Raw genomic sequence first — 25,299 nt, forward strand, 5'->3', positions numbered from 1 at the left:
CAGGTCAAAGCATGTTCGGCCGTGGCCCTCTTGGCGGGTCGCGGCCGGACGTGTTTAGGTGCGGGGTGTGGCCTTCTTATTGACACTGACGCGCACGGGGGTGTGACCTGCATGGCCGCAGGAGGTTTCTGCAAACTGCCGGACGGCAATGTCGTCGTCGCGCTCAACCTGCCGGGGACGACGGCCGGGGCTCCACGGGGAGCCCTGTCGCCGACCGGGTCCGGGGGTGTCTTCGCGACGCTGCCCAGGGCCGCGTCCGGGGCCCCGCAGGGGGCTCCGCCCGCGGGTGGGGCCGCTGCGGGGGCTGCCGCCGGGGCCGTGCCCGGCGACGGTTCCGTACGGGTCCTCGTCCTGGCCGCGAACCGTGCCCGTGCGCTGACCCGGCTGCGCAACCTGGGCATGCGCGCGATCTACCTCCGCGGCAACGCGGCGCCCCCGACGCCGGACGAGATCACCGCCGTCCTCCACCACCCGGACGGCCTCATATGGCGCAGGTCACCCACCTCCCCGCCCTCCACGACCCCGGAACTCTGGCATCCGATCAGGGCGCTCCTGAGGCGCCCGACGGTACGGGTGTGAGCCGGGGCGGGGGGGCTGCACGGCTACACCACCGGCTTGCCGGACAGCTCGACGCCCGCCTCCCGCAGCTCCTCCAGGGCGCGCTCGGTCGTCTCCTCGGCCACCCCGGCGGTCAGGTCCAGGAGGACCTGGGTACGGAAGCCCTCCCGCGCGGCGTCCAGGGCGGTCGCGCGCACGCAGTGGTCCGTGGCGATGCCGACGACGTCGATCTCGGTGATGTCGCGGGCGCGGAGCCAGTCCGCGAGGGGGACCCCGTTCTCGTCGGCACCCTCGAACCCGCTGTACGCCGCCGCGTACGCCCCCTTGTCGAAGACGGCGTCGACCGCGCCGGAGGCGATCGCGGGGGCGAAGTTCGGGTGGAAACCGACCCCCTCCGTACCGGCGACACAGTGGGCCGGCCAGGAGTGCACGTAGTCGGGGTTGTCGGCGAAGTGGCCGCCCGGCGCGATGTGGTGGTCGCGTGTGGCCACCACGTGCTGGTACCCGGGCCCGGCCGCCTGGCCGATCAGGTCGGTGATGGCGGCGGCCACATCGGCACCGCCGGCCACCGCGAGGCTGCCTCCCTCGCAGAAGTCGTTCTGCACGTCAACGACGATCAAGGCGCGGCGCATGGTGTCGGTGTCCTTCGACTCTTCGGTTCTCGGGTGTGGGTGGCAGGACTTCGTCGTTTCGAAACTACGAACTTCCGAGCCTAGAGACTTCGGGGGCCGTGCGGGAGGGGGCATCCGGCGCTCGGCCGTTGCGCGGACCGGAGCACGGGCCGAATGTGCGGGGCGCGTGGGGGGCTCGCGGCGGAGCGCGCCGGACACGTTCACTCCGGCCCACCCCCAGCGTGCCCCCGCCGCCCCAGCCCCGCATCCGCACGTACCGGCGCGGCCTCAGCGGTCACAGCGGCCCCGGCGGCCTCAGACGTACTCCGTCGGAAGGACCGCTTCCCCGCGCGACAGCTGCGTCGCCGACAGCGGCAGGTTCGCCCGCGCGGCCGTGTGCCGTTCGCGTACGGCGTCCAGGGGTTCCCGGGCGAGGACCCGGCCGTCCTTGATCAGCTGGACGAGGAGCTGGCGCTCCTGGAGATCGTCGGGCACGGGCCCGGTGCCGATCACCTCGGCCTCCGCGACGCCGTGCTCGTCCAGCCGCCGGGCCGCCCACTTGCGGCCCCCGATGGACGTCTTGCCGCCGCTGGACTTCTTCGCCACGGGGACGAGCGGGTCCGTGAAGTCCGCGGACTCCGCCCGGGCGACCAGCTTGTAGACCATCGAGCACGTGGGGTGGCCGGAGCCGGTCACCAGCTGCGTACCGACGCCGTACGCGTCCACCGGCGCCGCCGCCAGCGAGGCGATGGCGTACTCGTCGAGGTCCGAGGTCACGATGATCCGCGTGTCCCTCGCGCCCAGCTCGTCCAGCTGCTGCCGCACCCGGTGGGCGACGAGGAGCAGATCGCCGGAGTCGATGCGCACGGCGCCGAGCTCGGGCCCGGCGATCTCCACCGCGGTCCGTACGGCCTCGGTGACGTCGTAGGTGTCGACGAGCAGCGTGGTGTTCCGGCCCAGCGAGTCCACCTGGGCCTGGAAGGCGTCTCGCTCGCGGTCGTGCAGCAGGGTGAAGGCGTGGGCGCTGGTGCCGACGGTCGGGATGCCGTAGCGGAAGCCGGCGGCCAGGTCCGAGGTGGAGGTGAAGCCGCCGACGTACGCGGCGCGCGAGGCGGCCACGGCGGCCAGCTCGTGGGTGCGCCGGGCGCCCATCTCGATCAGCGGGCGCTCCCCGGCGGCGCTGGACATCCGGGAGGCGGCGGCCGCGATGGCCGAGTCGTGGTTCAGGATGGAGAGGATCACGGTCTCCAGGAGGACGCACTCGGCGAAGGTGCCCTCGACCCGCATGATCGGCGAGCCCGGGAAGTACACCTCGCCCTCCTGGTAGCCCCAGACGTCGCCGCTGAAGCGGTAGCCGGCGAGCCAGTCGAGGGTCTCCGCGTTGATGATGGAGCGCTCCCGCAGGAAGCCGAGGACGCCCGGGTCGAAACGGAAGTTCTCCACGGCGTCCAGCACGCGTCCGGTGCCGGCGACCACGCCGTACCGGCGTCCCTCCGGCAACCGCCGTGTGAAGACCTCGAACACCGAACGCCGCTCGGCCGTGCCCGCCTTCAACGCGGCCTGCAGCATCGTGAGTTCGTAGTGGTCCGTGAAGAGCGCGGTCGAGGGGACGTCGACCGGCAAACCAAGGTCCGCTGTGTTCATGGCAAGAGATCGTACTCCCATTTCGTCAGTCTGACGATTTCCGGGATCGTTTTCCGGGACCCCTGGTCACGGGGCCGCATTTGTGCGGGCACCCCCCTGTGGTGGCAGCATGGGCCGTGTGACGGCAGCCGTACCCATGGAGATCGAGAAGACCGAGTCGGCGGAGGAGGTCTTCGCCGTACCCGAGCCGGACGTCCCGTGGGTCACGATCGTCCACAACGACCCGGTGAACCTCATGAGCTATGTGACGTATGTCTTCCAGACGTACTTCGGGTACTCGAAGGACAAGGCCACCAAACTCATGCTCGACGTCCACCACAAGGGCCGCGCGGTCGTCTCCAGCGGAACACGCGAGGAGATGGAACGCGACGTACAGGCCATGCACGGCTACGGTCTGTGGGCCACCCTCCAGCAGGACCGGAAGTAGCGACGCACCTGATGCCAGGACAATTCGAATCGCTCCCCGGCGGCGGCGCGGCCGTCGCCCTCGACGAGGTCGAGATCTCCATCATCCGCTCGCTGGCGGTGCAGCTCCTGGAGCTGATCGGCCCGGGCCCCGCCGAGGACGCCGGCGACGACCCCCTCGCCGAGCTCTTCGCCGAGGGCCCGAGCGAGCCGCCCAAGGATCCCGTCCTGCTCCGGCTGTTCCCGGACGCCTACAGCGACCCCGAGGGCACCCCGACCGCCCGGGAGGCCGAGGAGCAGCGGGCCTACTCCTCGGAGTTCCGCCGCTTCACCGAGAACGACCTGCGGGCCGGCAAGCGCGACAACGCCCTCGCGGTGATCCACTCCCTGGACGCGCTCGCCGCGACCGGTGAGGGCGGGGCCGTGCTGAAGCTGTCGGCGGACGACTCCCGGCAGTGGCTCGGCTGCCTCAACGACCTGCGCCTCGCCATCGGCTCCCGGCTGGACATCGTCGACGAGGAGGACAGCGACCTCCTCTACCGGCTCCCCGACGAGGACCCCCGCAAGCCGATGGTGATGGCCTACCTGTGGCTCGGCGGTCTCCAGGACTCCCTCGTCATCACGCTGATGTCCTGACGTTCCCTTTCGGGACCTTCCGGGTTCGTCCTGTGTTCGCTCAGAGGACACTCAAATCCGGATAACGATCCTGTCACCACGCCCGCGAGGGATGCCCTCGCGGGTGTTCTTTGTCCGCTTCTCCCTGTGTTGTACGCCACAAAACGCCCAATCGATCAATATGGCGGCCGTGATAGATCTTCACGACCGCCCGACGGACGCCACCCATGTCCGCTCGGGTGCGCCACCGAGTCGGCCATCGCCGACCAGGCACGAGCGGGCTTGCGAGAGCCCGCTCAGCTCCATCACATCCGGGGGGATCGGAACCCGATCCCGGGTCGACGAACGGCTCGGATCGGCTCAGCGTGGAGAAAGGCGCACCACACATGACCTCCGCTCAGGTCAGCAAGAACGGCGACGAAGCCGTGCGCGGCGACGCACCCGAAGAGGGGTACGAGCGCGGGCTCGGCAGCCGTCAGGTCCAGATGATCGCGATCGGCGGCGCCATCGGCGTCGGCCTCTTCCTCAACGCCGGGGCGAACATCGCCAAGGCGGGACCGAGCCTCATCCTGATGTACGCCCTCGCCGGCGTCATCATCTTCTTCATCATGCGGGCGCTCGGCGAGCTGCTGCTCTACCGCCCCGTCTCCGGCTCCTTCGCGGAGTACTCCCGCGAGTTCCTCGGCCCGTTCTTCGGCTACTTCACCGGCTGGACGTACTGGCTGCTCTGGGTCGTCACCGGCATGGCCGAACTGACCGCCGCCGCGATCTACATCAACTACTGGTTCCCCGACATCCCGCAGTGGGTCTCGGCGCTGGTCTTCCTGGTCGTCCTCTTCGTGGCGAACCTGATCTCGGTGAAGCTGTTCGGCGAGATCGAGTTCTGGTTCTCGATGATCAAGGTCACCGCGATCATCGGCATGATCGTGATCGGCCTCGGTGTCCTCACCTTCGGCTTCAGCGCCGCCGGTGACACCGCCGCCGTCTCCAACCTCTGGGCCTACGACGGCTTCTTCCCCAAGGGCATCGGCTCCTCCCTGATGACCCTCCAGGGCGTGATGTTCGCCTACCTCGCCGTCGAGCTGGTCGGTGTCACGGCCGGTGAGTCCGAGAACCCGGAGAAGACCCTCCCCAAGGCCATCAACACCCTGCCCTGGCGGATCGCCCTCTTCTACGTCGGCGCGCTCACCGTCATCCTCTGCGTCGTGAAGTGGACCGAGTTCGCGCCCGGCGTCAGCCCCTTCGTCGCCGCCTTCGCGAAGATCGGCATCCCGGCGGGCGCCGCGATCGTCAACTTCGTGGTCCTGACCGCCGCCCTGTCCTCCTGCAACTCCGGCATGTACTCCACGGGCCGCATGCTGCGCACCCTGGCCGACAGCGGCGAGGCGCCCGGCGCGTTCAACAAGCTCTCCGCCACCAAGACGCCCGCGCTCGCCATCGGCGTCTCCGTGCTCTTCATGGGCATCGGCGTGGTCCTGAACTACGTCGTCCCGGACAAGGCCTTCGAGTACGTCGTCTCCGTCGCCACCGGCGCCGGCATCTGGACCTGGCTGATGATCCTGATCAGCCACGTCCGCTACCGCCGCGCGGTCGACGCCGGCCGACTGCCCGCCTCCTCCTTCCCGGCGCCGGGCGGCGCGGTGGGCAGCTGGATCGCCATCGTGTTCCTGCTCTTCGTCACCTGCCTGATCGCCTACGACCACGAGGCCCGCGTCAGCCTCTACGTCATGGCCGGCTGGGCGGCGGCCCTCGCCATCGGCTGGGCCGTGCTGAAGACCCGCAACCCGGAGATCACCGAGCGCCGCGAGACCGACCTCGAGAAGGTCGGCTGACCGTCCAGCTCAGCATGTGGGCCGCCCCGTACCACCCCTCGGTACAGGGCGGCCCTTCTGCTTATCCTGACGACCATGCTGACCATCACCCAGGCCCTCGTCGACCAGATCGTCGCCCACGCGCGCAAGGACCACCCCGACGAGGCGTGCGGCGTCGTCGCCGGCCCGGCGGGCTCGGACCGCCCCGAGCGCTTCATCGCGATGCTGAACGCGGCCATGTCGCCCACGTTCTACGAGTTCGACTCGGGCGACCTGCTCAAGCTCTACCGCGAGATGGACGACCGCGACGAGGAGCCGGTGGTCATCTACCACTCCCACACGGCCACCGAGGCCTACCCCTCCCGCACCGACATCTCCTACGCCAACGAGCCGGGCGCCCACTACGTCCTCGTCTCCACCGCCGACACCGACGGCCTCGGCGACTTCCAGTTCCGCTCGTACCGGATCGTCGAGGGCGAGGTGACCGAGGAGGAGGTGCGGATCGTGGAGGCGTACTGACCCGCACCGACCCGCACCGACCCGCGCTGACTGTTACCGACCCGCGCTGACTCGTACCGACCCGTCGGTGGGCGGGAATCGCGGATACGGTGTCCGTACGCACGCGCACGCACACAACTGCCCGCGACGGAGACGGTGTTGACACAGCAGACGCGACGACTGCCCGGCCGGCGTCCCACCCTCGACGACGTCGCACGCGGCTCGGGAGTGTCGAAGTCCACCGTGTCGCGGGTGATCAACGGCGAGGACAGGGTACGCGCGGAGGTCGTCGAGCGGGTCCGTGAGGTGATCGCCGACCTGGGCTACGTACCGAACTCCGCCGCCCGCCAGCTGGTCACCCGCCGCAACAACGCCATCGCCGTCGTGGCGAGCCAGCCGCAGAACCGCCTCTTCATCGACCCCTTCTTCGACCTCCACCTCCGCGGCATCCGCAAGGAACTGGTGGCCCACGGCGCGCAGCCCGTCCTCCTCTTCCTGGAGGAGCCCGAGGAGTACCCGCGCGTCGGCGACTTCCTGGGCGGCGGCCATGTCGACGGCGCCCTGCTCTTCTCCTTACGCGCCGACGACCCGCTGCCCGGCATGATCGAACGGCTCGGCCTGCCCGCCGTCTTCGGCGGCCGGCCGCTGGTCCGCGAGGGCGAACGCGCACGCGAGTGCGTGTACGTCGACGCCGACAACCGGGGCGGGGCCCGCGAGGCCGTCCGGCATCTGCTCTCGCTCGGCCGGGAACGCGTCGCGACGATCACCGGCCCGTGCGACCAGGAGGCGTCCGCCGTGGACCGCCTGGACGGCTACCGGGACGTCGTCCGCGATGCCTCGCCCGATCTCGTCGCCCACGCCGATTACACCCGGCAGGGCGGCGCCGCCGCCATGACCGCCCTCCTCGACCGCCGCCCCGACCTGGACGCCGTCTTCGTCGCCTCCGACCTCATGGCCTCCGGCGCCCTCCAGGTGCTGCGCGAGCGCGGGCGCCGGGTGCCGGAGGACGTGGCCGTCGTCGGCTTCGACGACCTCGCGCCCATCGCCGAGCACACCGACCCGCCGCTGACCACCGTCCACCAGGACATCGAGGGGATGGGCCGGCTGATGGCCCGGCTGCTGTTCAGCCGCACGGAGGGGCCGGTGACGGGCGTGGCGACGGAGGCGGGGCCGCTGTCCTCGGTGGTCACCCCGACGCGGCTGGTGGTGCGGGCGTCGGCCTGAGCGTCCGCCCGGCCATCCGCCCGAATCGGGCCGCTGACGTGCCCGGTCTCACGCACCGACACCCATCCGTCCGGCATGTGGGATCACATTCCGGGACCCGGACCGGGAATCGATACGATGAGCGCATGGTTTTTGACGACGTGAGCGAGAAGACGCCGGGCGTACTGCTCGTGGCGCGGCTGCACGTCGACCTGTGCAGGCTTGCCAGCGCCATCTGTTGACGCCGACCCCTGCCGCCGTACGGCCGTGAGCCGCGGCGCCGACACCTGTGTGACCACGCACCTCGCGCTGCCGCGCGCCACCGACCCACCACTCCCGACAGGAGCCGCACACCATGGCCATCGAGGTCCGCATCCCCACCATCCTCCGCCAGTACACCGACGGTCAGAAGGCGGTGGAGGGAGCCGGTGACACCCTCGCCGACCTGTTCACCGACCTCGAAAGCCGCCACACGGGCATCCACGCCCGCATCGTGGACGGCGGTGAGCTGCGCCGTTTCGTCAACGTCTACCTCAACGACGAGGACGTCCGCTTCCTGGACGGCATCAACACCAAGCTGTCCGACGGCGACAACGTGACCATCCTGCCGGCGGTGGCCGGCGGCATGGCCTGATCACCCATGCGCTACGACTCCCCGCTGGCCGCGGTGGGCAACACCCCTCTGGTGCGCCTGCCGCGGCTCTCGCCGTCCGCCGACGTCCGTATCTGGGCGAAGCTGGAGGACCGCAACCCGACCGGTTCGGTCAAGGACCGCCCCGCCCTGCACATGATCGAACAGGCGGAGAAGGACGGGCGGCTGACACCCGGCTGCACGATCCTGGAGCCGACGAGCGGCAACACCGGCATCTCGCTCGCCATGGCGGCCAAGCTCAAGGGCTACCGCATCGTCTGCGTCATGCCCGAGAACACGTCCCAGGAGCGGCGCGATCTGCTCGGCATGTGGGGCGCCGAGATCATCTCCTCGCCGGCGGCCGGCGGCTCCAACACGGCCGTACGGGTGGCGAAGGAACTCTCCGCCCAGCACCCCGACTGGGTGATGCTCTACCAGTACGGCAACCCTGACAACGCGGGCGCCCACTACGCCACGACGGGGCCGGAGATCCTGGCGGACCTCCCCTCCATCACCCACTTCGTGGCGGGCCTCGGCACCACCGGCACCCTGATGGGCGTGGGCCGCTTCCTGCGCGAGCAGAAGCCGGACGTCAAGATCGTCGCCGCCGAGCCCCGCTACGACGACCTCGTGTACGGCCTGCGCAACCTCGACGAGGGCTTCGTCCCCGAGCTCTACGACGCGTCGGTGCTGACGACGCGTTTCTCGGTCGGCTCGGCCGACGCCGTCACCCGCACGCGTGAGCTGCTGCAGCAGGAGGGCATCTTCGCGGGCGTCTCCACGGGGGCCGCGCTGCACGCCGCGATCGGTGTCGGCAACAAGGCGGTGAAGTCCGGCGAGCCGGCCGACATCGTCTTCGTCGTGGCCGACGGCGGCTGGAAGTACCTCTCGACGGGCGTCTACACCGCCGCGACGACCGAGGAGGCCATTGAGACGCTCCAGGGCCAGCTCTGGGCGTAGGGGTGTATGTGGGGGCGCCTCTTGGGGCGGGGGTACGGGTTCGTCGGCGGCTGCGGGTGGTGAGTGGTTGCTCGCGCAGTTCCCCGCGCCCCTGAAGACGGCGGCCCCGCGGGCCGAAAAGCAAGGGGCGCAGCCCCTGCTTTTCAGGGGCGCGGGGAACTGCGCGGCCAGCCCCCACTCACCCGCAGACGACCAACCACCCCTGGAGCGGGCCCCTCCGGTCAGTTCGACAGGTGGCGGACCTGGTCCCACAGGACCGGGTCGGCCACGCCGGCCTTACGGCGGAAGTCCCGGACCGGCACCTCCCGCAGCTCGCCGGTCTCCAGGAAGCTGGGCCGCCCCCGAGCGTCGCCGACCGTCCCCGGCGGCAACGGAATCACCCCGGCCCGCTCATCGCGGTACCGACTGGTGATCTTGGCCACACGCGCCCGATCCCCCCGAACGGCCAGCACGAGACACGGCCGGTCCTTACCCCCGGGCCCGTCCTCGAACGGCACACTCGCCCACCAGATCTCCGCGGGCCGAGGCCGCGGCACCGGCCCCCGCGTCCGCTCGGGACGCCCCGGCGGCCGCGTACGCCCACCAGGCCGCCCGGACCGCCGCGGTGGCCGCCGCGACCGCCCCCACCCGTCGACGACCGTCGCGACGAGCGCGAGCAACACCACCGCCGCGAGCGCCAACCACCAGGACGTGTCCATAGTCACGACGGTACCGGCGCGCACCACCCCACGCCCGCCCTGTCGCACACTCCCGCGCCCTTCGGCGCCACCTCACCCCGGCCCACGCGCGCCTCAACGGCCCCGCCACCAGCCGAACCGGTGACACCACAGGTGAGTTCGCCCACAACTGATTCGAACACCTCTGTGAGCTGGGTGGATGTCAGGGGAGGGTCGCTGACGTGCGAAAACGCATCTCAGCAGTTCTCACGGTTTCGCGGCGATTCCCGTACCGATGTGCCCTCAGATGTGCCCTCGGCTGGATGCCGGGAGCGGGGCGCACACTGGAATCACAACCCCGAGGAAGCTGATCACGATGACTCTCCGCACCATCGCCCGTCACCTCGGTCTGCCTGTCCGGCGCGACCCGCAGGAGGTCGCGAAGATCATCGAGGGACTCCGCCCCACTCTGGACGAGCTTCCTGACGACAGGCGGGAGCGGCTCGCCGCCGAGTGGACCAAGGTCCTCAGCGAACGCCACTGGCACCGGCCCTACCTCCGGGACTGAGCGCAGCGTCCGCTGAGCGAAGGAGTGATCACCATGGCCAGCGAAGACGAAGCAATCGCGTCGCAGAAGAGATCGATCCCGAGTTGGCGAAGATCCTCACCGACATCCGTGACGACTGTGAGAGCCTGCCGCCCGAGGAGGCTCTCGATCTCGACAAGTGCAGGAGGGTCGTGGCGCTCTACCGCGATCTCTGGCAACTGGACGGCGGCGCGGCCGATCAGGCGGGAGGGAGCGCCGAAGGACGCGGGTCGTGCGACTGACCGACGATGTATGTCACTCCTGCAGGACCGACCTGATCCGCGACTCGTGCAGGGGGAACCGGCTTCTGTTTCGCTGGCTGCTTCTTTTTCGTGAGGCCCAGCTCTTCCTTGAGCTGGTCGAAGACGAGGTCCGGTGTGCCGATGCGCCCCACGGTGTGGCTGTGGGCGGTCAGCATCGATTCGGCGAAGGGACTGTCGAGGGTGGCGACGCGTTCCCAGGCCCTTGCGTCGGCCAGGCGAACGGACTTCACGTACTCGAAGTCCAACAAGAGGTGAGGGATGTCAAGATACTGCGGCAGTACTCGGAACCTGTTGTCGTCCGGCCGGAACGCCCTCAGAGCGGCATCACGGCTCTTGCTCGTCCCCTCCTCCCGCCACTTAGCCACGAGCGCCGACTCGTGCACGGGAACCGCCTTGACGACCCGCACGTACTCGGCTTTGGCCCGCCGTCCCCCGGATGCCGGAGGGTCCTCGTACAAGTCACAGGCCGGGGTGAGCACCAGCCACCACTGTCCTTTGTCATCACGAAGGAGATCAGCGGCTGTGAGATGCGTGGTGACGGGCGGCTTCAGGTACGTTCTTGCAGCTGACGCGTGGTCGACCACCGCCTGCTCAGCGCCGTCGAGCGCGCCAGCCAGCTCCCGGATCGCGTTCTCCTTGAGCCAGGCCGCGAGCCGATGCACGAGAACGGGCGCGATCTGTTGCTGGTCGGCCTCGGCCATGTCGGACCAGCTCGGTGCGATGACCTTCCTCAGGAAGTCCCGGATCTCGCGGTCCACGAGTTCACCGAGACGCCGCGTGAGCGACGGAACCCCGGATTCCAGACCGACGCGCACGGCGTTCAAGACCTCATCCAGTCTGTGCTTCGCGACGACCTGGACGAGAGGGGGCGTTGCCAGGTCCTGTACCTGTCCCGGGGCGTTGGTGCAGAAGACGACCGGAACCCAACGGGAACTGGTGATCCTCTCGTACAGATCCCGCCCCCGTCGCTCCAGACCTGGAACTATCCCTGGCCCTTGCGATGAGTCCCTGACGTCGAGAACGACCAAGTCGATCTGCTCGTTCTGAAGCATCTGTTCGGCGGCGTCGAAGTCCTGCTCCGTCTCGATGGAGACGGAGCCCAGGTCGTCGAGTTCCTCCCGCAGCATGCTCCGGAGGTCCCCCGCGATGTCCTCCTCATCGTCGACGATGAGTATCCGGAACATCGCATCCCCGTCTGTCACCCAACTCTCCTTCGAAGGCGTGCCCTGAAACATGCTCCGGCGAGCGGCCCTGGAGAGATCAGGTACAGATCACCGTCGTAGAAGTCCTTGACGACGCTGCCGGCGATGCTCAGTCCGAGGCCGATCCCGTCGGGCTTGTCGCTGAAGTAGGTGTCGAAAATCAAGTCCCTGATCTCCTCCCTGACTCCGGGCCCGCTGTCGCTCACGTCGATGTCGACCTCGCCGTCGGGCGTGCGCGCCGTCTCGATGAGGATCGAACGCTCGACGCCCTCGGGGAGGGTCGACAGCCAGTAGATCGAGTTGCCGACGAGGTTGAGAATCACCTGGGCGACGTCGCTCGGCTCGACCGTCACGGTCACGTCTTCGCCACCGACGGTGACCGTGATGCCCTTTTTCTTGAGGTCCGCCTCGTGTACGGACACTGCCTCGTCGATGATCTCGTGGAGCGAGACGGACTTGGGCCTGCCACGGCGGCGGCCGCTGAGGGGCTCCACTCTGGTGAACAGCCGGTCGAGGGCTCGTTCCTGAGCGGTGAAGTCGGTGTGGACCTTGCCGAGAGTCGCCGAGAGCCCCGGATCCTGGTCATGTGTTCGCGCCACGAGTTTGTTCAGCCTTCGCAGCACGTACGCGATACGCGTCAGGGCAGCCCGGCCGTCGTGCAGTATCACGTCCACGAGTGTTCCGAGCGTGGCGAGTCGGGAGAATTGCGAGAGGATCTCCTGTACCTTCTGCACACTCTCGTTGATGACCTCGGTGGCCTCGTCGAGCGCGCGGCCGAGTTCCACGTCGTCCGGATAGCGCTGGTTGACCACGGCGCGGAGTGGGTCCAGGGTGAAGTTCTGGAACACTCCGTGTCCGCCCCCCTGCGCTGTCGGCGCCAGGGGTTCACCTGCAGGCTTGGGAGGATCTGGCCGCCGCAGCGCGTAACGCCATGTCTCAAGCCTGCTCACGGCTTGGATCATGACGCTCTTGAGGTCCTCGTACTCCGCGGAGTCAATGAGCCCTTCGCGGTGGGAGCGGTCTCGTAGCCCCGGATTCTCGTCAGCGGAGATGTAGACGAACCCTGCGACCTGGTTGTTCGAGAACCGCATGGTGGGGTTGTTGACGCGACGCTGGTCGAACCCCAGCCAGTCGTAGTCGCTTTCGCCGAAGGGTTGGACCCGGAACCCGTCTCGATACAGGGCGACGCCGCTGTTGCCGCGGATGAGTCTCCGGACATCGCTGATGTTCCGGGCACTGATGTCGATCTTGAGTAGCTGGCGCAGAGAGCCGCTGTCGAGGTCCCAGGTCCGGACGTCGAGCTTGATCGGTCCGCAGGTGGGGCGCTTCCCTCCTGGGAGGAGGTCGTCGTCGATGACGACCTTCTCGTCGATCCCAGCCGCCGTCATCGTCAGGTGAGCGTGGCCATGGGCGTCCATGGTGCCGACGAGCCGGTAGAGGGGATGCGCCAGAGTCTCGCTCGCGCTCACGAAGCCCGCGAGGTGCTTCAGCTCACCGGGCGGGGTATCGAGGTAGATGGAGAACTCCGGTTGGTCCGGCACGGCCAGCTCCGCCGGGGGCGGGGGCGGGAGAAGCCGCGAAAGCGAACGCTTCAGCGTCTCCACTGATTCTGTGTCCCAGCGTTGGCGCAGTCCCTCGAGACGCACCACCGTCCCGTGCGGCCCCTTGTTGTTCTCGGGGGCGCCGTCCGTCCTGAAGTCCTTGGTGAGGCTGTCGAACAACCGCTGGGCCTCGCCACCAGCGGAGAACACGTCCGGAGGCCGGACGGACCAGTTGACCGGAACCTGGTCCAAGTAGGCGTCGTCGTTCGAGAAGTCCCCCCAGTCGAGCCGCAGGGTGACCTCGTCCTGGCCGTCACCGCGACAGGTGGTCAGTGAGGTCACGTGCGCCAAGCGGGCGGCGGAGAACCTTCCGATGCCCTTCGCTCCGAGAACGCGTCGCCCGAGCCCCTCACTGTGGTGGCTTCGGTGACGGTGAGGAGTGGCGATTTCCATCCAGGTGCCCCGGACGGTGTCTGGTGACATGCCGTGTCCGTCGTCCCACACCTCGATGGACCCTGCCCCCTCCTCGAGAGGGGCATTGAACCTGATGAGGACCAGACTCGCGTCGGCGTCGTACGCGTTCTTCACCAGCTCGGTGAGGGCAACCCGCTCGTTGCTGATCAGCTCTTCACCGAGGGTGGTCATCAGTCGTGCGCGCGGCCGGAGGTACGCCTCCGTCTCCTCGGATTTCACCCGCGTCCCCGCTCCTGATGACTGTCAGCTGCCGCACTGCTCCCTGCTGTGCGGGGAGATTCTACAAACAGTTCAGCCGTGAACCGTGGGACTCGTTGTCTCCAAGTGTCCGATACTTTGCGACACTTGGAAGCCCTTCGAACGTGTCTTCACCCCCCGCGAAGTCGTTAGGCAGGCCGCACGGAAGTGCGGACGGCTTCGGAGCGGGTCCCGGTCGCGGCCTTGTCAGTGCCGTCCATTACGATCGATCACATCAGAATGCACCAGAACACTGATTCGAAGCCGTGACCTGGGAGTCCTCCGGACTCACGGCGAGCACCTGGGAGAACACCGCCGTAACCCCAGGTCGTTGCGGTGATCAACGGGCCGGAAACCTTGCTTCCACCAGCCCGTCTGTGATCTCCTGGTGCTCGTTTACGTCACATATACGAAGGGGTGTGCTGTGGAGAAGGGGCACTATGGCGTCCCGCTTGAGCGGAGCGACTGTCTGCCCCTCGCCCCGCACGAGAACAGCTGCACTCGCGAGGGCTTCCAAGAGTGGCTGAAAGGCTTCGGTAAGGAAAAGCGGCTGGCGGTCGACCTCTTCTCGGGTGCCGGCGGTCTCAGCTTCGGCGTCGAGCGGGCGGGCTGGACGATCGCCGCCTCCGTGGACTCCGACGAACGCGCACTGGAGACGCACGCGGCGAACTTCTCGGGTATGAGTCTGCGCGTGGACCTGGGCGATCCGGACGAGCGCGCCCAGCTGATAAATCTCCTCAAAGTGGCAGATATCGACCTGATCGCAGGTGGCCCCCCGTGCCAGCCCTTCAGTCGAGCCGGGCGAAGCAAGATCCGCGATCTGGTGATCAACCACAATCGGGATCCACTCGACCTCCGCAAGGAGCTGTGGCGTGCCTACCTCCACGTCGTTGAGGAGCTTCGGCCTCGCGCGGTTCTCATGGAGAACGTTCCGGACATGGGGCTCGGTGACGACTTCCGCGTGGTGCGCATCATCGAGGACAGACTGGAGAGCATCGGGTACGCGACGCAGGTCCGACTGGTGGACGCCTGGAACTACGGTGTTCCGCAGCACCGAAAGCGGCTGATCCTGCTCGCCCGGAACGACATCGAGCGCTTTGACTGGCCGCCGAAGCAGGACGGCTTCACCACCCTCCGCCAAGCCATCGGAGATCTTCCCTTCCTCGAGGTGAAGGCCCGGGAGCGTGTGGGGGAGAGGGAAATGCCGTACTCCCCGCAGTCCGAACTCTCCGCGTTCGCAGATCAGATGCGTGAGGGGGCCCCGGACGATCTAGTCTGGGACCACATGACGCGCAGGGTCCGCGCCGACGACTTGGAGATCTTCTCCGAGCACATGGACTCCAAGACCCTGTACTCCCATCTCCCGGAGAACCTACGGCGCTACAAGGCGGACCACTTCACGGACAAGTACAAGAAGCTGGACTGGCGTGAGCGCAGCCGGTCGATCACGGCGCACATCGCCAAGGACGGGTACTGGTACATCCACCCGGAGCAGCCCCGCACTCTCACCGTGCGTGAGGCAGCCCGAGTCCAGACCTTCCCTGACAGGTTCCGGTTCGCCGGCACACGTAGCGACGCCTTTCGTCAGATCGGCAACGCCGTACCCCCGTTGCTCGGCCAGGCCGCTGCCGAGGCCCTCGCACCGGTGGACGGCGTTCGTGCTCCGAAGGGTGGTCTGCAGGCCCACTGGCGTGGCGTCCGAGAGGTCCTCACCCAGTGGGCCGAGGAGCGGCGTGAAGGCCGCGACTGGTACCACCTGCCCGGTGGCCGTATGGCCTCCTTGCACGCCGCCGTGGTGGCCGTACTGTCGGGTGCCAAGCTGAAGCCTGCCCAACTGGACGAGATGTTGGAGGTCGTGGCGCGGCGCAAGACCCTTACCCAAGTGGCGTTCCAGGCGCTGGTGGCCGTCGCACCCACCGAGCCCGTCAGGACGCGACTTGGTCGTCTCGCCCCGCTCGTGGGCGACAAGTACGCGTGGGATTGGAAGAAGCGCCAGGAGGTACCGGAGCGTCTGGAGTTCAAGCCGGCCGAGGCGTCCCTGTACCGCCTGCTGATCGACGACGACCTGTTGTGGGTCGGCCAGAGTGCCCTGCGTGTCGCTGCTCGCCTGAACGACAGTGATGCAGACCAGAAGAACAAGCTCAGCGATGGTCGGCTCAATCTCGTCAGGCTCGTCGGTGCAGGTGATCAGGCGCCGCTCCGTATGGCGGCACTGCGCCTGATCGGTAACACCGTGTGTCGCTCACAGCAGCCTGTGTGCTCCGACTGTCCGCTGAGCAAGCACTGCCCTCGGAAGTCCGACCTCCTCCCGGATGGCTCGGACGAGGGAGAGTAGAGCGACGCGCGCCGGTCGGTCATTCCGGTCGGCGCCCGCACTCTGCGGCCACCTTGAGCGCGGCTTCTTCCACAGCTGTACGAACCTCGCACTCCCAGATGCGAACCACCTTCCAGCCCGATGCCTCCGCAGCCTCCGTGTTGCGTCTGTCCCGCGCTCTGTTCGCCTCGATCTTGTCCGTCCATCGTTCGGCGTTCGGTCCTCGGAACGCCTTGGGACCGTGGGCCGGGCACCCGTGCCAGAAGCAGCCGTCGACGAAGACCGCCACCTGGTACCTGGGAAGCACGAAGTCGGCCGTGCACCGGGGCGCGACCCTCTGTTGGAGGCGGAACCTGAGGCCCAGCCGGTGTACCGCCTTCCTCAGCGCCACCTCGGGCTTGGTGTCCCTCACCCGCCGACCGCGAAGGTGCTCGCCCTCCGCAGTGGCCACCCACTGCCGGTCCGGCGTCCTGCCACCTCCGGCCATGCTCACAGCCCCAGCCTGTCGACGTTCTCCGAGGGGGAGAGTGCCACACTCTCCTCATGATCCGAGAACCAGCCGAAATTCATGTCGATGACCAGGGACGTGTAGAGCTGCCGCTCGGCCTGCTCGCAGAAGCCGGCATCACGCCTGGTACTGGTCTCGTTGCTTTCAGTGATGGTGACGGGCGTATCGTGCTCAAGAGGGCTGAGGACGCGATCAAGGACCTGATCGAGAAGGGAACACTCTGAGTGGTGGCTTCGCCGCTGAGGCACGAATCCACGGCCAGAACGGCCCACGTCCGGGATCTTGCTGCTCCGGTTCGAGACTGTCGACCAACGGGCCAGGTGCCGCGGCCAGGCCATCGGCTGCTTTAATCGCCAGCCAATTCCTCGAGCAACTCAGAGAGCCCTTCGGTCCACGCTGGCTGGGGCAGCGCATCGAAGGCATCGCGCGCAAGTAGGACCGCCCTACCGAGAACATGCATGTCTTTGATGGAGCGCCCGTAGATGTACCAACGCCCGTACTTCTGACCGACGCCGCAACCGTGCGTCTCGATCAGCCGGACGAGCAGACCGGCGCGCTCAGGATCGGGCACAGCACCCACCATCGGATGGTCGGCGCGATGATGCTCGTCGAGCCCGCTCGAGCAGGAGTAGAAGGTGGCAATCCGGGCGGCGCTGAGCGCCAAAGTGAGACCTGCTACCCCGACATCGTTCCAGCGGAACGTGTACGCCATCAGTTCGGCGTAGCCGATGTCGTCGGCGTCCCGCAACTCGTCAAGGATCGCCTCCATCCCGTCGGGCGCGTCAGACTTTCCCGCCCGTTCGAGGAAGGCAGCCTCCTCCGTCAGACACTCTGCGGCCTCCTCCCAGCTCGGGAGCCCTAGGCATTCGTACTCCTGGTGTTCCGTGAACCCTCTGGCCACGTCTTCTGCGCTCAGGCCAGTGAGTAGCGTTTTGAGGTCGTAGTCGCGACGGATGTCCACATCGAACTCGGGAATCATGGCTCTATCCTGACGAACTGCCTTCTGACATGTGGGTGGTTCTCGCATGATGTGCGAACCACCGGCTACGGCTGGGGCGTGAATCCCAGCCGCAGTGCCTCGGTACGAGCGTGCAGGGCTTGGACGGCCTGCGTTTCGGGAACTTCCTGCTCCAGTTCGAGGCGCCTGCCGACGAACTGGGCCAGCTGTCGCTGCCAGGGTTCGAGGTTGCGGGTCTCCTTGGCCCATCGCTCGATCGCGAACCACTCGTCGGAGGGGATCAGTGCTACCGCCTCGGCCGCCCCCTCGTGATCACCGTCGCCGCCGGCGAGTGCTGCCTCGTCCAGCGAATGGTCCAACAACTCCGACACCAGAGCACGAGGAACCGTCCAGGGCACCCTCGACACAGCGTCCCAGCAAGCCGCCTTCTTGGCCCACTCGCCCACGTGGTTTCCCTCAAGCGGCGTGGTCACCGCCTGCATGACGCGAGGGCAGAGATCGTGGATCGCGGCTTCCAGCACTGGTGAGACGCACTGCTCTCGCCAGATCCGGTCGAGATCGATCCTTCGGTCCGTCGCCAGGGACAGGCGAGCCACGGTGTAGGTGGTGATCATGCTCTTGTGGCTGCCGGCTCTGTGGATGGTGGCGATCCGGTCCACTGCCTTGAACAGGATGGCCATTGCGATCACTCTCTGGCAGTACTGGACGTCGACGCGGGGCGGCGCTTCGTCGAGGTTGACCATGAACTCGACGAAGTTCTTCTGTGCTCCGCGGCTCACGTGGTACGGCAGTTGGTTCCAGGAGTGGACGAACTTGGCGAGGTCCGCCTTCGTGAACTTCTGCTTCGTCGGGTTCAGTTTCTTGAACTGCCGTTGCCTGGCGGGGGTGCGGGCCTTCGCCAGCTCGTCCGTGTACTGGCCGCGCGCCCTCTCGTAGAACCAGTGGGTCTCCTGGCCGCTGCCGTCCATCGCGGGAGCCCACAGGGAGCGGGTGATGCGCTGCATGTCCACGTGGTAGTCGTGGTTGGAACTGAAGTCGACCTGGGTCACCCGGTTCTGCGTGTTGGAGAACTCCGAGATTTTCGGAACGATCTCCGCGAGCCGCTGGGGCGCCACCTCCGTCAGCTTCATCTGGACCCGCACGTGGGACAGATCGGCCTTGTCGCGGCTCCGCGCGTAGTGAAGTGAGGCTGTTGTCTGACCTCCGTTCACGATCTGGAGCCCGTGTACTCCGGAGATGTGGGTCGGCTCGCCGTCCGGTCCCCTCACAAAGTCGACCTGCGACGCGGTCGCGGTGATCCCGTTGTTGTAGGCCAGGAATCTGCCTGGTGCGTGCAACAGGGTTTCCCGAATACCCCGGTTGACCGCTCCGCGGGTCTGGAGGAAGGAGCGGACGTTGAGTTCGAGGAGCCGGGTGCCGTACTCCGCGTACAACTCGGCGAGCAACTCGCCGGGTATGACCGCCAGGACCACGGAGTGGTCCTCTTCGGAACTGGGCGCGGAGACACAGGAAAGCGGGGGGCTGAAAGGCACCATGATGGGCTCGCCGAGGGCGCCCGACGTCGCGTGACGGTGCAGACGTGCCAGGTCCCATACCTCGTGGGTCACCGGCAGGCCATCGAAGTGCGAGACCGGGACCTCGGTCGAGGTGCTCACCCGGTTGCTGAGCAGGAAGAGCCTGATCCGCTGCACCTCGGTGAGAGCCTTCTCGACCGCCGCACACATGTCGTACACGTCGAAGGACTCGTCGATGTGTTGCTGCAGACCGTCCCGGCAACGCTGGACGAACGCCAGAAGCCGTCTGAAGGACGTCTCGGTCTGCGATTTCGTGAGCTTGGTCTCCAGCGGTGCCAGCTGGAAGTCGGTCACGAACAGGTCCAGGGACTCGCCCGATTCGCCGATGCCGTAGCCGTGAACCTCGTGCCCGTGCATCTTGTGATAGGCGGTAAAGGTGTTGGACACGACGCCGGCCTGCTCCAGGTCTTCGAAGACCCGGCGAGTGAACGCCTCTGGGGTGGTCGTCCCCTCGGCGTCAGCGGTCGCCTGGACGTCGGCGACAAGGCTCCGCGAGAACTCGGCCAGGTCGAGCTCAGCCATGGGATCCCCCGATCAGTTCCCTCACCACGTCGGCCGTCGCGCGGTAGGCGTCCAGACCCGAGGTGCTCACGTTGTATGTGCAGTCGCCGACTCCCTCGGGGAGGTCCGACTCGACCAGCCTGGGGAAGCCTTCCCGTACATGCCAGAACCGAAGCTCGCGGAGGGTGTACCGGGGTTCTTCGTAGAGGTCATGGTGTCCGGGGAGGTAGCCGACCTGGATGAGCAGACCGTCGAACCGGGCCCGAGCGGCGGGGCTCGTGAGCCGCTGTCGTATGCCCTCCACCCTTCTGTTCAGGCTCTCTCCCGAACCACCACGTCGTTCGTCGAGCTGCGCGAGGGCGAGAAGCAGAGCAGGAGTGCCTGTTCCGTCCAGTTGCCGCTCGCTGGCGATCTGTATGCTCCGAGGGCGCTTCGCGACACTGGCCTTGGTCTCGATGGCCACCCCGGGCAGCTGGAAGTCCTGGTTGGCCCCTGCCGGACCGGTCCACGCCTCGACGGCCTCGGACTGGGCCAGGGACACCAGAAGGACGTCGCCCAGCACTAGGAGTTCGCCGTAGAGTCCCCGACGTGCCTCGGCGCTCAACCCGTCTGTGCTGACGGCGCGCAGGAGGTCCTGCCACCTCCCGAACCTGTCTACTGCGGCAGCCAGGGCCTCTTCGGCGGTCGGAGCGGCCTTGGCGGTCTCGGCGACGTCGGTGACGAGCGGGTTGAACACTTCACGGAGTTCGTTCGCTGTCAGGATCACTTGGAGCTCGTACTCCACCCGCGACACCGCACTCAGATTCATCTCGATCCCGGCAGCCTTGGGGAGACGACCCACCGACCGCACGATCGGGTCTGCGGAGCGGGCGTCCGCCCGGAGCACCAACATGCGCTGTCGGCCAGGGTGGGAGACGGAGAGGAAGATGTCGAGCGGGGACTCCGGGTGCAGACGGAGGCTTGACCGCCCCGGTGCGTCCTGGGGGCTCTCCAGTTCGCGCCACTCGTCCTCGGTGACGGTCACGCCTCGTCCTCCTCGTCGATGGTGTAGATGTCCTCCTGGAGCCAGACGGTGTTGGCGATGTACTCGGTCTTGGATTGGTACTCGGAGTGCGGGAAGCTCACTTGGAAGCCCACGAGTGGTGTCGTCGACTCGCCGTCGTCGGACTCCGGCAGCTCGATGGGGTAGATCAGCAGGAGGCCCTGGTCGGTCCGCCGCTGCCTCCGGATGTGCGGGCCCGCCGGCGTCTTCGGGGTCGACGCCTTCTCCTTCTGCTCCGCTGCCTTCCTCGCTGCCTCGCGCGCCGCGGCTTCCTGTACCTCGTCGAGGCCGATCAGCTCGTCCGGCGGGCTGAGCACCCGGCGGATCGTGTACCTTCCCTCGGCCCTGAAGCCGTCGTTGAGCGCCTTGCGGGTCACGAGGCCGACCGTGTGCCCGGCGATGTCCCGTGGTGTCTTCGACGTCGTGCTACCGACCAGGCACACCGTCCAGTTGCCGAGCTCACCCACCTTGACGCACTGCTCCACGTACTTCGCGATGAGCCTAGGGCGTACCCGCTGAGCCATGCGGTCGGTCTCGTAGGAAGAGAGGAACTCGGCGACGACCTCAGGGGGCACTCCTCCCCACTGCACGTTGCCCCCTGCAGCTCCGACGACGGGTTCTGCGACGTCGCCCAGCCGACGGACGAGGGTCTCGAGCGCCTTGAAGTTGTTTTCGACGGTCCTGCCGGCGAGCTTGAAGATCACCGTCTCCGGGCCCTCCCCGGAATAGCTGAGCAGGATTTTCGTGCTCTGCCGCATCTTGTTGGCCGCGGTCACCGTGAGCCCCAGAGAGGAGGACCGGACCTTCAGCCCGAACTCCTTCGGAGTGAGGCTGAGCGCCGCCATCTCCTCCACCTCCCTGCGCAGTTCATCCGTCGCGGCGGTGACCTCCACGTAGGCGTCCTCAAGCGCGGGCGTCGTGTACAGACGGCACACGTCCTCGTAGCCGGGGCGGTATCCGAACCACCGGCCCATCTGGAGAAGGGTGTCGTACGTCTTCGACACGCGCAGGTAGTAGCTGACGGTCAGGCCGTCCAGGGTGAGCCCGCGGGAGAGCTTCTGGCCTCCGATGGCGATCACGGACAGGCCGTTCCTTCGGTTCGCGGGCTCGTAGTAGTCGAGCGCGTCCTTGGAAGTGCCGTTGACCGTCTTGACCTGGATCTTCCTGAGGGCAGGAAGGAGCTGTTCGGAGACCTGCTCCCAGGTCAGGCGTTCCGCCTCGTCAGCCGGGAACTTCTCCGTGGTGGGGACGAAGTCCCGCTCCCAGAGGGCCCGGAGTTCGGAACGGAGCTCAGGGCCCTTTCCGTACCGGTCTCGGATCATGTCCACGATGAGCCGCAGGTGGTCGTCGACCTGGTCGCGTACGAGGGTCTGCACCGCGGTGAAGCGGGTGACGTGCACCAGCATCGAGTTGTGGACCTTCGTCTGGCCCCGCGCCCGGCGAGCCGCGCAGGCGAGCACAAACGAGAAGATCGCGTCACGCAGGGACTGCGGAAGCTCTTCGCCCGGGCTGTCACCGGACTTGTGCTTGCTGGGGAGCCAGGCGTCCGCGTCGTCCACGTGGCGCACGAGCGGCAGCGGTTCCACGTCCTCCTCGTCCTCGTCGTCGACCTGGAGCCCGAAGACCCGCTCAGGGCCCAGGTAGTTCGACGGCGAAGGAAGACTGCGGATGAAGCTGTAGGGGAAGAGGTCCTCCCCAGCCACGTCGTGGTCCACTTCCGGGTCTATGTAGATGTTGGCGAAGGGAGTGGCCGTGTACCCGACGTACGCGGCCTTGTGGAAGCTCTTCATGAGCTTGCGGATCGCGGCGTTGGTCTTGGTCGGGTCTGCCTCAGGGTCACGGACCGTGTTGATCGAGGCGTTGTCGGCCTCGTCATCGATGACGAACAGAGGGAGGTCCTTGACGACCTTCTCGCCGTTCTCGTCCTCGGTCCCGTGGACGTCTATCACCCAGTTACGCAGGTACTCGAGGATCTTGTAGTGCTTCTTGACGACGAGGACGACGGGAAAGCTGCCGAGTGGGAAGTTGATGGCCTTGGCTGTGGCGAGGCCGAAGTCCCCCTTCTCAGCGCTGCTCGTCGGCGACGCGATGTCGAGCTTCTTGGCGAGGGGCATGGCTCCCGCACCGATCGCGCGTGAACGACCGTCCTCGTTCGACCGGTTCTGGTGCTGGGTGTCGAAACCCAGGAGCCCTTCGTCGATCCGCAGCTGTGTCTGACTGCGGAGGTCGTTGTGGATGCCGGCAAGGACCACGATGAACCGATATCCGGCGTCCACGGCCTTCGCCGCGAGCCCGATGTACTGGCCGGTCTTGCCCGACTGCACTTGGCCGATCACGAGACCCTGCCGACGCCAGGGGCCGGCGCGGCGAGGGTCCTCCAGCTGGCTCAGCACCTCGTCCGAACTCTGGTCGAGACGCCTCACGACCCACGGCGGAAGGTTCACAACGTCTTCGAGGTACCGCCGGTAGCGCTCCCAGAAGTCCCAGGCACGGTCGTTCTTCGCCTCGGGCAGCCACGGTTCGTGCCCCTTGGGGTCGACGAGTGCCAGGGACCGCTCCTGGAACACAGCGGTCATCGCCTCGATCTCCTTGGCCAGCTGGTCCCGGTCAAGGTTCTCCCCCTGCGCGGCCAGCATCCCGAAGATGGCGTTGACCGCGTTCTGCACCTCCTCCGGCTTCGGCTGACGGTCCTGTGGCAGGAATCCGAGAACCAGGCGTGTGGCCTTGGCCATGGGTTCGTCGGGAACGGTGCTCACGTGGGACCTCCAGCGGAACTTGGAACGGTATCGAGCAGAGTAGGGGCGACCACTGACAACGGCTCAGAACTCATCCGCTCCAGAAGCCCTGCAGTTGGTCGAAGGGAGGCATAGTCCGCAACCTCTCGCGCGCGGCTGCCGGCGAGCGGCCGCCTGAGACGAGCGACTCGTAGATGCGCTGTGCGACCTCGGTTGCCCCCTCATCGGCTGGCCCCGGTCCACCAAACGGTTCCGGGTCGTCGCTGGCGTCCGTCTCGTGCATCACGCGGAGGGCGGCGACGGGCACCGTTTCCTCCAAGAGCCGGATCAACGCGCGTACGTCCGCAGTACTGTTGCCGCCAGGTCTCAGGGCAGCCTGGACCAGTGGGTGGCTGCGGTTGATCTTGCAGGTGACCCTGCCGTCCGGTCGGCGCACGTTCCACGCGTACGACAGAGGATCACCGTGGGTACGCGCAGCAACCTGCCCGCGGTGCCGCAGCACGTCCGCTGCCCTGGCCCGGGCCTGCCGTGCGATTCGGTGGAGGTGCGGACGCAGACCGACGGGCGGCACGACGCTCGACTTCCTCACGTCGACGCCCCACTCGGCGTCCGTCTCGGTCGGGATGTCGACGGCGATGCGCGCCAGGTTGTACTTCTCCTCGCGGCGCATGCCTCTCTGCCCCAGCCAGTCGCCCGCCAGGATCAGGCGGTTACGGCGGTAGACGTAGAAACCCTGTTGGTCGAGCCACCCCTGTGGTCCTGCGGCTCTGCCGTACTCCTCCGGAGTGAGCCTGTGCGCGCTCGGGAGGATGAACGCCTCTACTCGTACAGAACTGCCACCGAGAGGGAGTTCCTCGGTGGGGAGCCGCTGGACCGAAGGGTGGTTGCCCATGAAGGGATCCCAGGGTTCCACCGGGGTCCCGGACACTCGCAGATTCCGGCGCCGACTCCCGGTGAGGAAGCGGGCGAAGACCATTCCGAGGTGCGATTCCGTGCGGGCAGCCTCGGCGTAGAACTGCTTCTGGGTGCGCTCGTCGTCCTCGCTGACGTCACCGCCGTGGTAGCCGTTGAGCCGTCGCCAGAGCACGATCGTGCCGTGGCCGTTGTCGCTCCGGACCCTGTCCAGCAGGGCTGTCGTGTCGTCGTCGGCTCCATGGAGCAGTCGCCACTCGCCGGTCTCCTCGACCACATCGAGGTCCCAGGTGCGCGTGTGCCATTCACCCTCGGCCTTGGCGGTGGCCACAGTGAGTTGCCTCGACTGTGAGAACGAGGCCGACTTCAGGCCGACGCCGAAGCGGCCCAAGTCCGTGGAGGAGCGCGACGTCGCAGGCCCCCGAGCAGCCACGGTCATCGCCGTGATGAGCTCCTCAGCGGTCATGCCCCATCCGTCATCGACCACCGCGATCCATGAGTCCCGTCCTGCCCAGGCGAACTCGACGTCGATGTTCCGGGCTTCTACCGAGATGCTGTTGTCCACGAGATCCGCGATGGCCGCCGGCAGGGAGTACCCCAGGGAGCTGAGCGAAGCCACCATTCCCGCGGGCTCAGGAGCCGCGATGTCGTACGTCATGGGTGGATCCAGCCCTGCTTCCCCGTTACGAGCATTCCTTGGAGTGCAGTCGTCCCGGAGATCCAGCGGAACCGAGCGGCGAGCACCTCAGATTCGGGGGACGCCCCACCGCGTACTCGGTCTGTCGCACACGACAGGCCCCCACCCAAAGCCCGATAGTACTGGAGCCATTGGGCATATCACGTGACCACGAACCTCACCA

At 67.4% G+C, this 25,299-nt stretch carries 23 protein-coding genes; 12 read left to right on the forward strand and 11 right to left on the reverse strand.

Annotated features, from left to right (window positions below; translation table 11 throughout):
• Positions 1-111: 111 nt before the first annotated feature.
• Positions 112-579, forward strand: coding sequence for a hypothetical protein (locus tag ACWD26_RS14715; RefSeq protein WP_451269842.1), 468 nt, complete (start codon positions 112-114; stop codon positions 577-579).
• 23 nt (positions 580-602) lie between these two features.
• Here the strand turns inward: ACWD26_RS14715 and ACWD26_RS14720 are convergent, their stop codons facing one another.
• Entirely contained in the window at positions 603-1,190 is a 588-nt protein-coding gene (locus ACWD26_RS14720; RefSeq protein ID WP_451269844.1) for an isochorismatase family protein, read from the reverse strand.
• A gap of 294 nt (positions 1,191-1,484) precedes the next feature.
• Complete coding sequence (locus ACWD26_RS14725) at positions 1,485-2,813, reverse strand: nicotinate phosphoribosyltransferase (protein WP_451269846.1); 1,329 nt, start codon at positions 2,811-2,813, stop codon at positions 1,485-1,487.
• Positions 2,814-2,922: 109 nt separating this feature from the next.
• Between ACWD26_RS14725 and clpS the strand changes: the two genes are divergently transcribed.
• From clpS to ACWD26_RS14765, 8 genes are all read left to right on the forward strand, one after another.
• Positions 2,923-3,240 carry an ATP-dependent Clp protease adapter ClpS gene (clpS, locus tag ACWD26_RS14730; protein ID WP_220648502.1) on the forward strand — a complete coding sequence of 106 codons (318 nt, stop codon included), beginning with the start codon at positions 2,923-2,925 and terminating at the stop codon, positions 3,238-3,240.
• Between the two features lie 11 nt (positions 3,241-3,251).
• Complete coding sequence (locus tag ACWD26_RS14735; protein WP_451269848.1) at positions 3,252-3,854, forward strand: DUF2017 domain-containing protein; 603 nt, start codon at positions 3,252-3,254, stop codon at positions 3,852-3,854.
• A gap of 365 nt (positions 3,855-4,219) precedes the next feature.
• Positions 4,220-5,665, forward strand: coding sequence for an amino acid permease (locus ACWD26_RS14740; protein ID WP_451269850.1), 1,446 nt, complete (start codon positions 4,220-4,222; stop codon positions 5,663-5,665).
• A gap of 75 nt (positions 5,666-5,740) precedes the next feature.
• Entirely contained in the window at positions 5,741-6,163 is a 423-nt protein-coding gene (locus ACWD26_RS14745) for a Mov34/MPN/PAD-1 family protein (protein ID WP_451269852.1), read from the forward strand.
• A 138-nt stretch (positions 6,164-6,301) separates the two neighbouring features.
• Entirely contained in the window at positions 6,302-7,366 is a 1,065-nt protein-coding gene (locus ACWD26_RS14750; RefSeq protein WP_451269854.1) for a LacI family DNA-binding transcriptional regulator, read from the forward strand.
• Between the two features lie 125 nt (positions 7,367-7,491).
• Positions 7,492-7,587 (forward strand): putative leader peptide, encoded by a 96-nt coding sequence (locus tag ACWD26_RS14755; RefSeq protein ID WP_451269856.1) that lies wholly within the window; start codon positions 7,492-7,494, stop codon positions 7,585-7,587.
• 113 nt (positions 7,588-7,700) lie between these two features.
• Complete coding sequence (locus ACWD26_RS14760; RefSeq protein ID WP_451269858.1) at positions 7,701-7,979, forward strand: MoaD/ThiS family protein; 279 nt, start codon at positions 7,701-7,703, stop codon at positions 7,977-7,979.
• Between the two features lie 6 nt (positions 7,980-7,985).
• A complete protein-coding gene (locus tag ACWD26_RS14765; protein ID WP_451269860.1) occupies positions 7,986-8,936 on the forward strand; it encodes a PLP-dependent cysteine synthase family protein in 951 nt (316 codons plus the stop codon).
• Between the two features lie 221 nt (positions 8,937-9,157).
• On the opposite strand, the gene ACWD26_RS14770 is transcribed toward ACWD26_RS14765, so the two are convergent.
• Positions 9,158-9,634 (reverse strand): type II toxin-antitoxin system PemK/MazF family toxin, encoded by a 477-nt coding sequence (locus ACWD26_RS14770; protein ID WP_451269862.1) that lies wholly within the window; start codon positions 9,632-9,634, stop codon positions 9,158-9,160.
• Positions 9,635-9,968: 334 nt separating this feature from the next.
• Here ACWD26_RS14770 and ACWD26_RS14775 point away from each other — a divergent pair, with 334 nt between their 5' ends.
• Positions 9,969-10,160, forward strand: a complete 192-nt coding sequence (locus ACWD26_RS14775; RefSeq protein ID WP_451269864.1) for a hypothetical protein — start codon at positions 9,969-9,971, stop codon at positions 10,158-10,160.
• Positions 10,161-10,377: 217 nt separating this feature from the next.
• Here ACWD26_RS14775 and ACWD26_RS14780 read toward each other — a convergent pair whose 3' ends face one another.
• Positions 10,378-11,643, reverse strand: coding sequence for a hypothetical protein (locus ACWD26_RS14780; protein WP_451269866.1), 1,266 nt, complete (start codon positions 11,641-11,643; stop codon positions 10,378-10,380).
• Positions 11,640-13,829 carry a sensor histidine kinase gene (locus tag ACWD26_RS14785; protein ID WP_451269868.1) on the reverse strand — a complete coding sequence of 730 codons (2,190 nt, stop codon included), beginning with the start codon at positions 13,827-13,829 and terminating at the stop codon, positions 11,640-11,642. The genes ACWD26_RS14780 and ACWD26_RS14785 overlap by 4 nt, the downstream gene beginning before the upstream one ends.
• 490 nt (positions 13,830-14,319) lie before the next feature.
• Between ACWD26_RS14785 and ACWD26_RS14790 the strand changes: the two genes are divergently transcribed.
• Positions 14,320-16,230, forward strand: a complete 1,911-nt coding sequence (locus tag ACWD26_RS14790; protein WP_451269870.1) for a DNA cytosine methyltransferase — start codon at positions 14,320-14,322, stop codon at positions 16,228-16,230.
• 19 nt (positions 16,231-16,249) lie between these two features.
• On the opposite strand, the gene ACWD26_RS14795 is transcribed toward ACWD26_RS14790, so the two are convergent.
• Positions 16,250-16,696, reverse strand: coding sequence for a very short patch repair endonuclease (locus ACWD26_RS14795; RefSeq protein WP_451270101.1), 447 nt, complete (start codon positions 16,694-16,696; stop codon positions 16,250-16,252).
• 56 nt (positions 16,697-16,752) lie between these two features.
• Here ACWD26_RS14795 and ACWD26_RS14800 point away from each other — a divergent pair, with 56 nt between their 5' ends.
• Positions 16,753-16,941, forward strand: coding sequence for a hypothetical protein (locus ACWD26_RS14800; RefSeq protein ID WP_451269872.1), 189 nt, complete (start codon positions 16,753-16,755; stop codon positions 16,939-16,941).
• Between the two features lie 122 nt (positions 16,942-17,063).
• On the opposite strand, the gene ACWD26_RS14805 is transcribed toward ACWD26_RS14800, so the two are convergent.
• From ACWD26_RS14805 to ACWD26_RS14825, 5 genes are all read right to left on the reverse strand, one after another.
• Complete coding sequence (locus ACWD26_RS14805) at positions 17,064-17,696, reverse strand: hypothetical protein (protein WP_451269874.1); 633 nt, start codon at positions 17,694-17,696, stop codon at positions 17,064-17,066.
• A gap of 65 nt (positions 17,697-17,761) precedes the next feature.
• On the reverse strand, positions 17,762-19,771 hold the full coding sequence (locus ACWD26_RS14810) for an AIPR family protein (RefSeq protein WP_451269876.1): 2,010 nt from the start codon (positions 19,769-19,771) through the stop codon (positions 17,762-17,764).
• Positions 19,764-20,774: a PD-(D/E)XK motif protein gene (locus ACWD26_RS14815; protein WP_451269878.1), complete on the reverse strand. Its 1,011-nt coding sequence runs from the start codon at positions 20,772-20,774 to the stop codon at positions 19,764-19,766. The genes ACWD26_RS14810 and ACWD26_RS14815 overlap by 8 nt, the downstream gene beginning before the upstream one ends.
• Positions 20,771-23,548: a Z1 domain-containing protein gene (locus ACWD26_RS14820; RefSeq protein ID WP_451269880.1), complete on the reverse strand. Its 2,778-nt coding sequence runs from the start codon at positions 23,546-23,548 to the stop codon at positions 20,771-20,773. The genes ACWD26_RS14815 and ACWD26_RS14820 overlap by 4 nt, the downstream gene beginning before the upstream one ends.
• A gap of 70 nt (positions 23,549-23,618) precedes the next feature.
• The gene (locus ACWD26_RS14825; RefSeq protein ID WP_451269882.1) at positions 23,619-25,097 is read right to left on the reverse strand and encodes an ATP-binding protein; all 1,479 of its coding nucleotides are present in this window, start codon (positions 25,095-25,097) and stop codon (positions 23,619-23,621) included.
• Positions 25,098-25,299: the final 202 nt, after the last annotated feature.

This window comes from Streptomyces sp. NPDC002787, assembly GCF_053592095.1.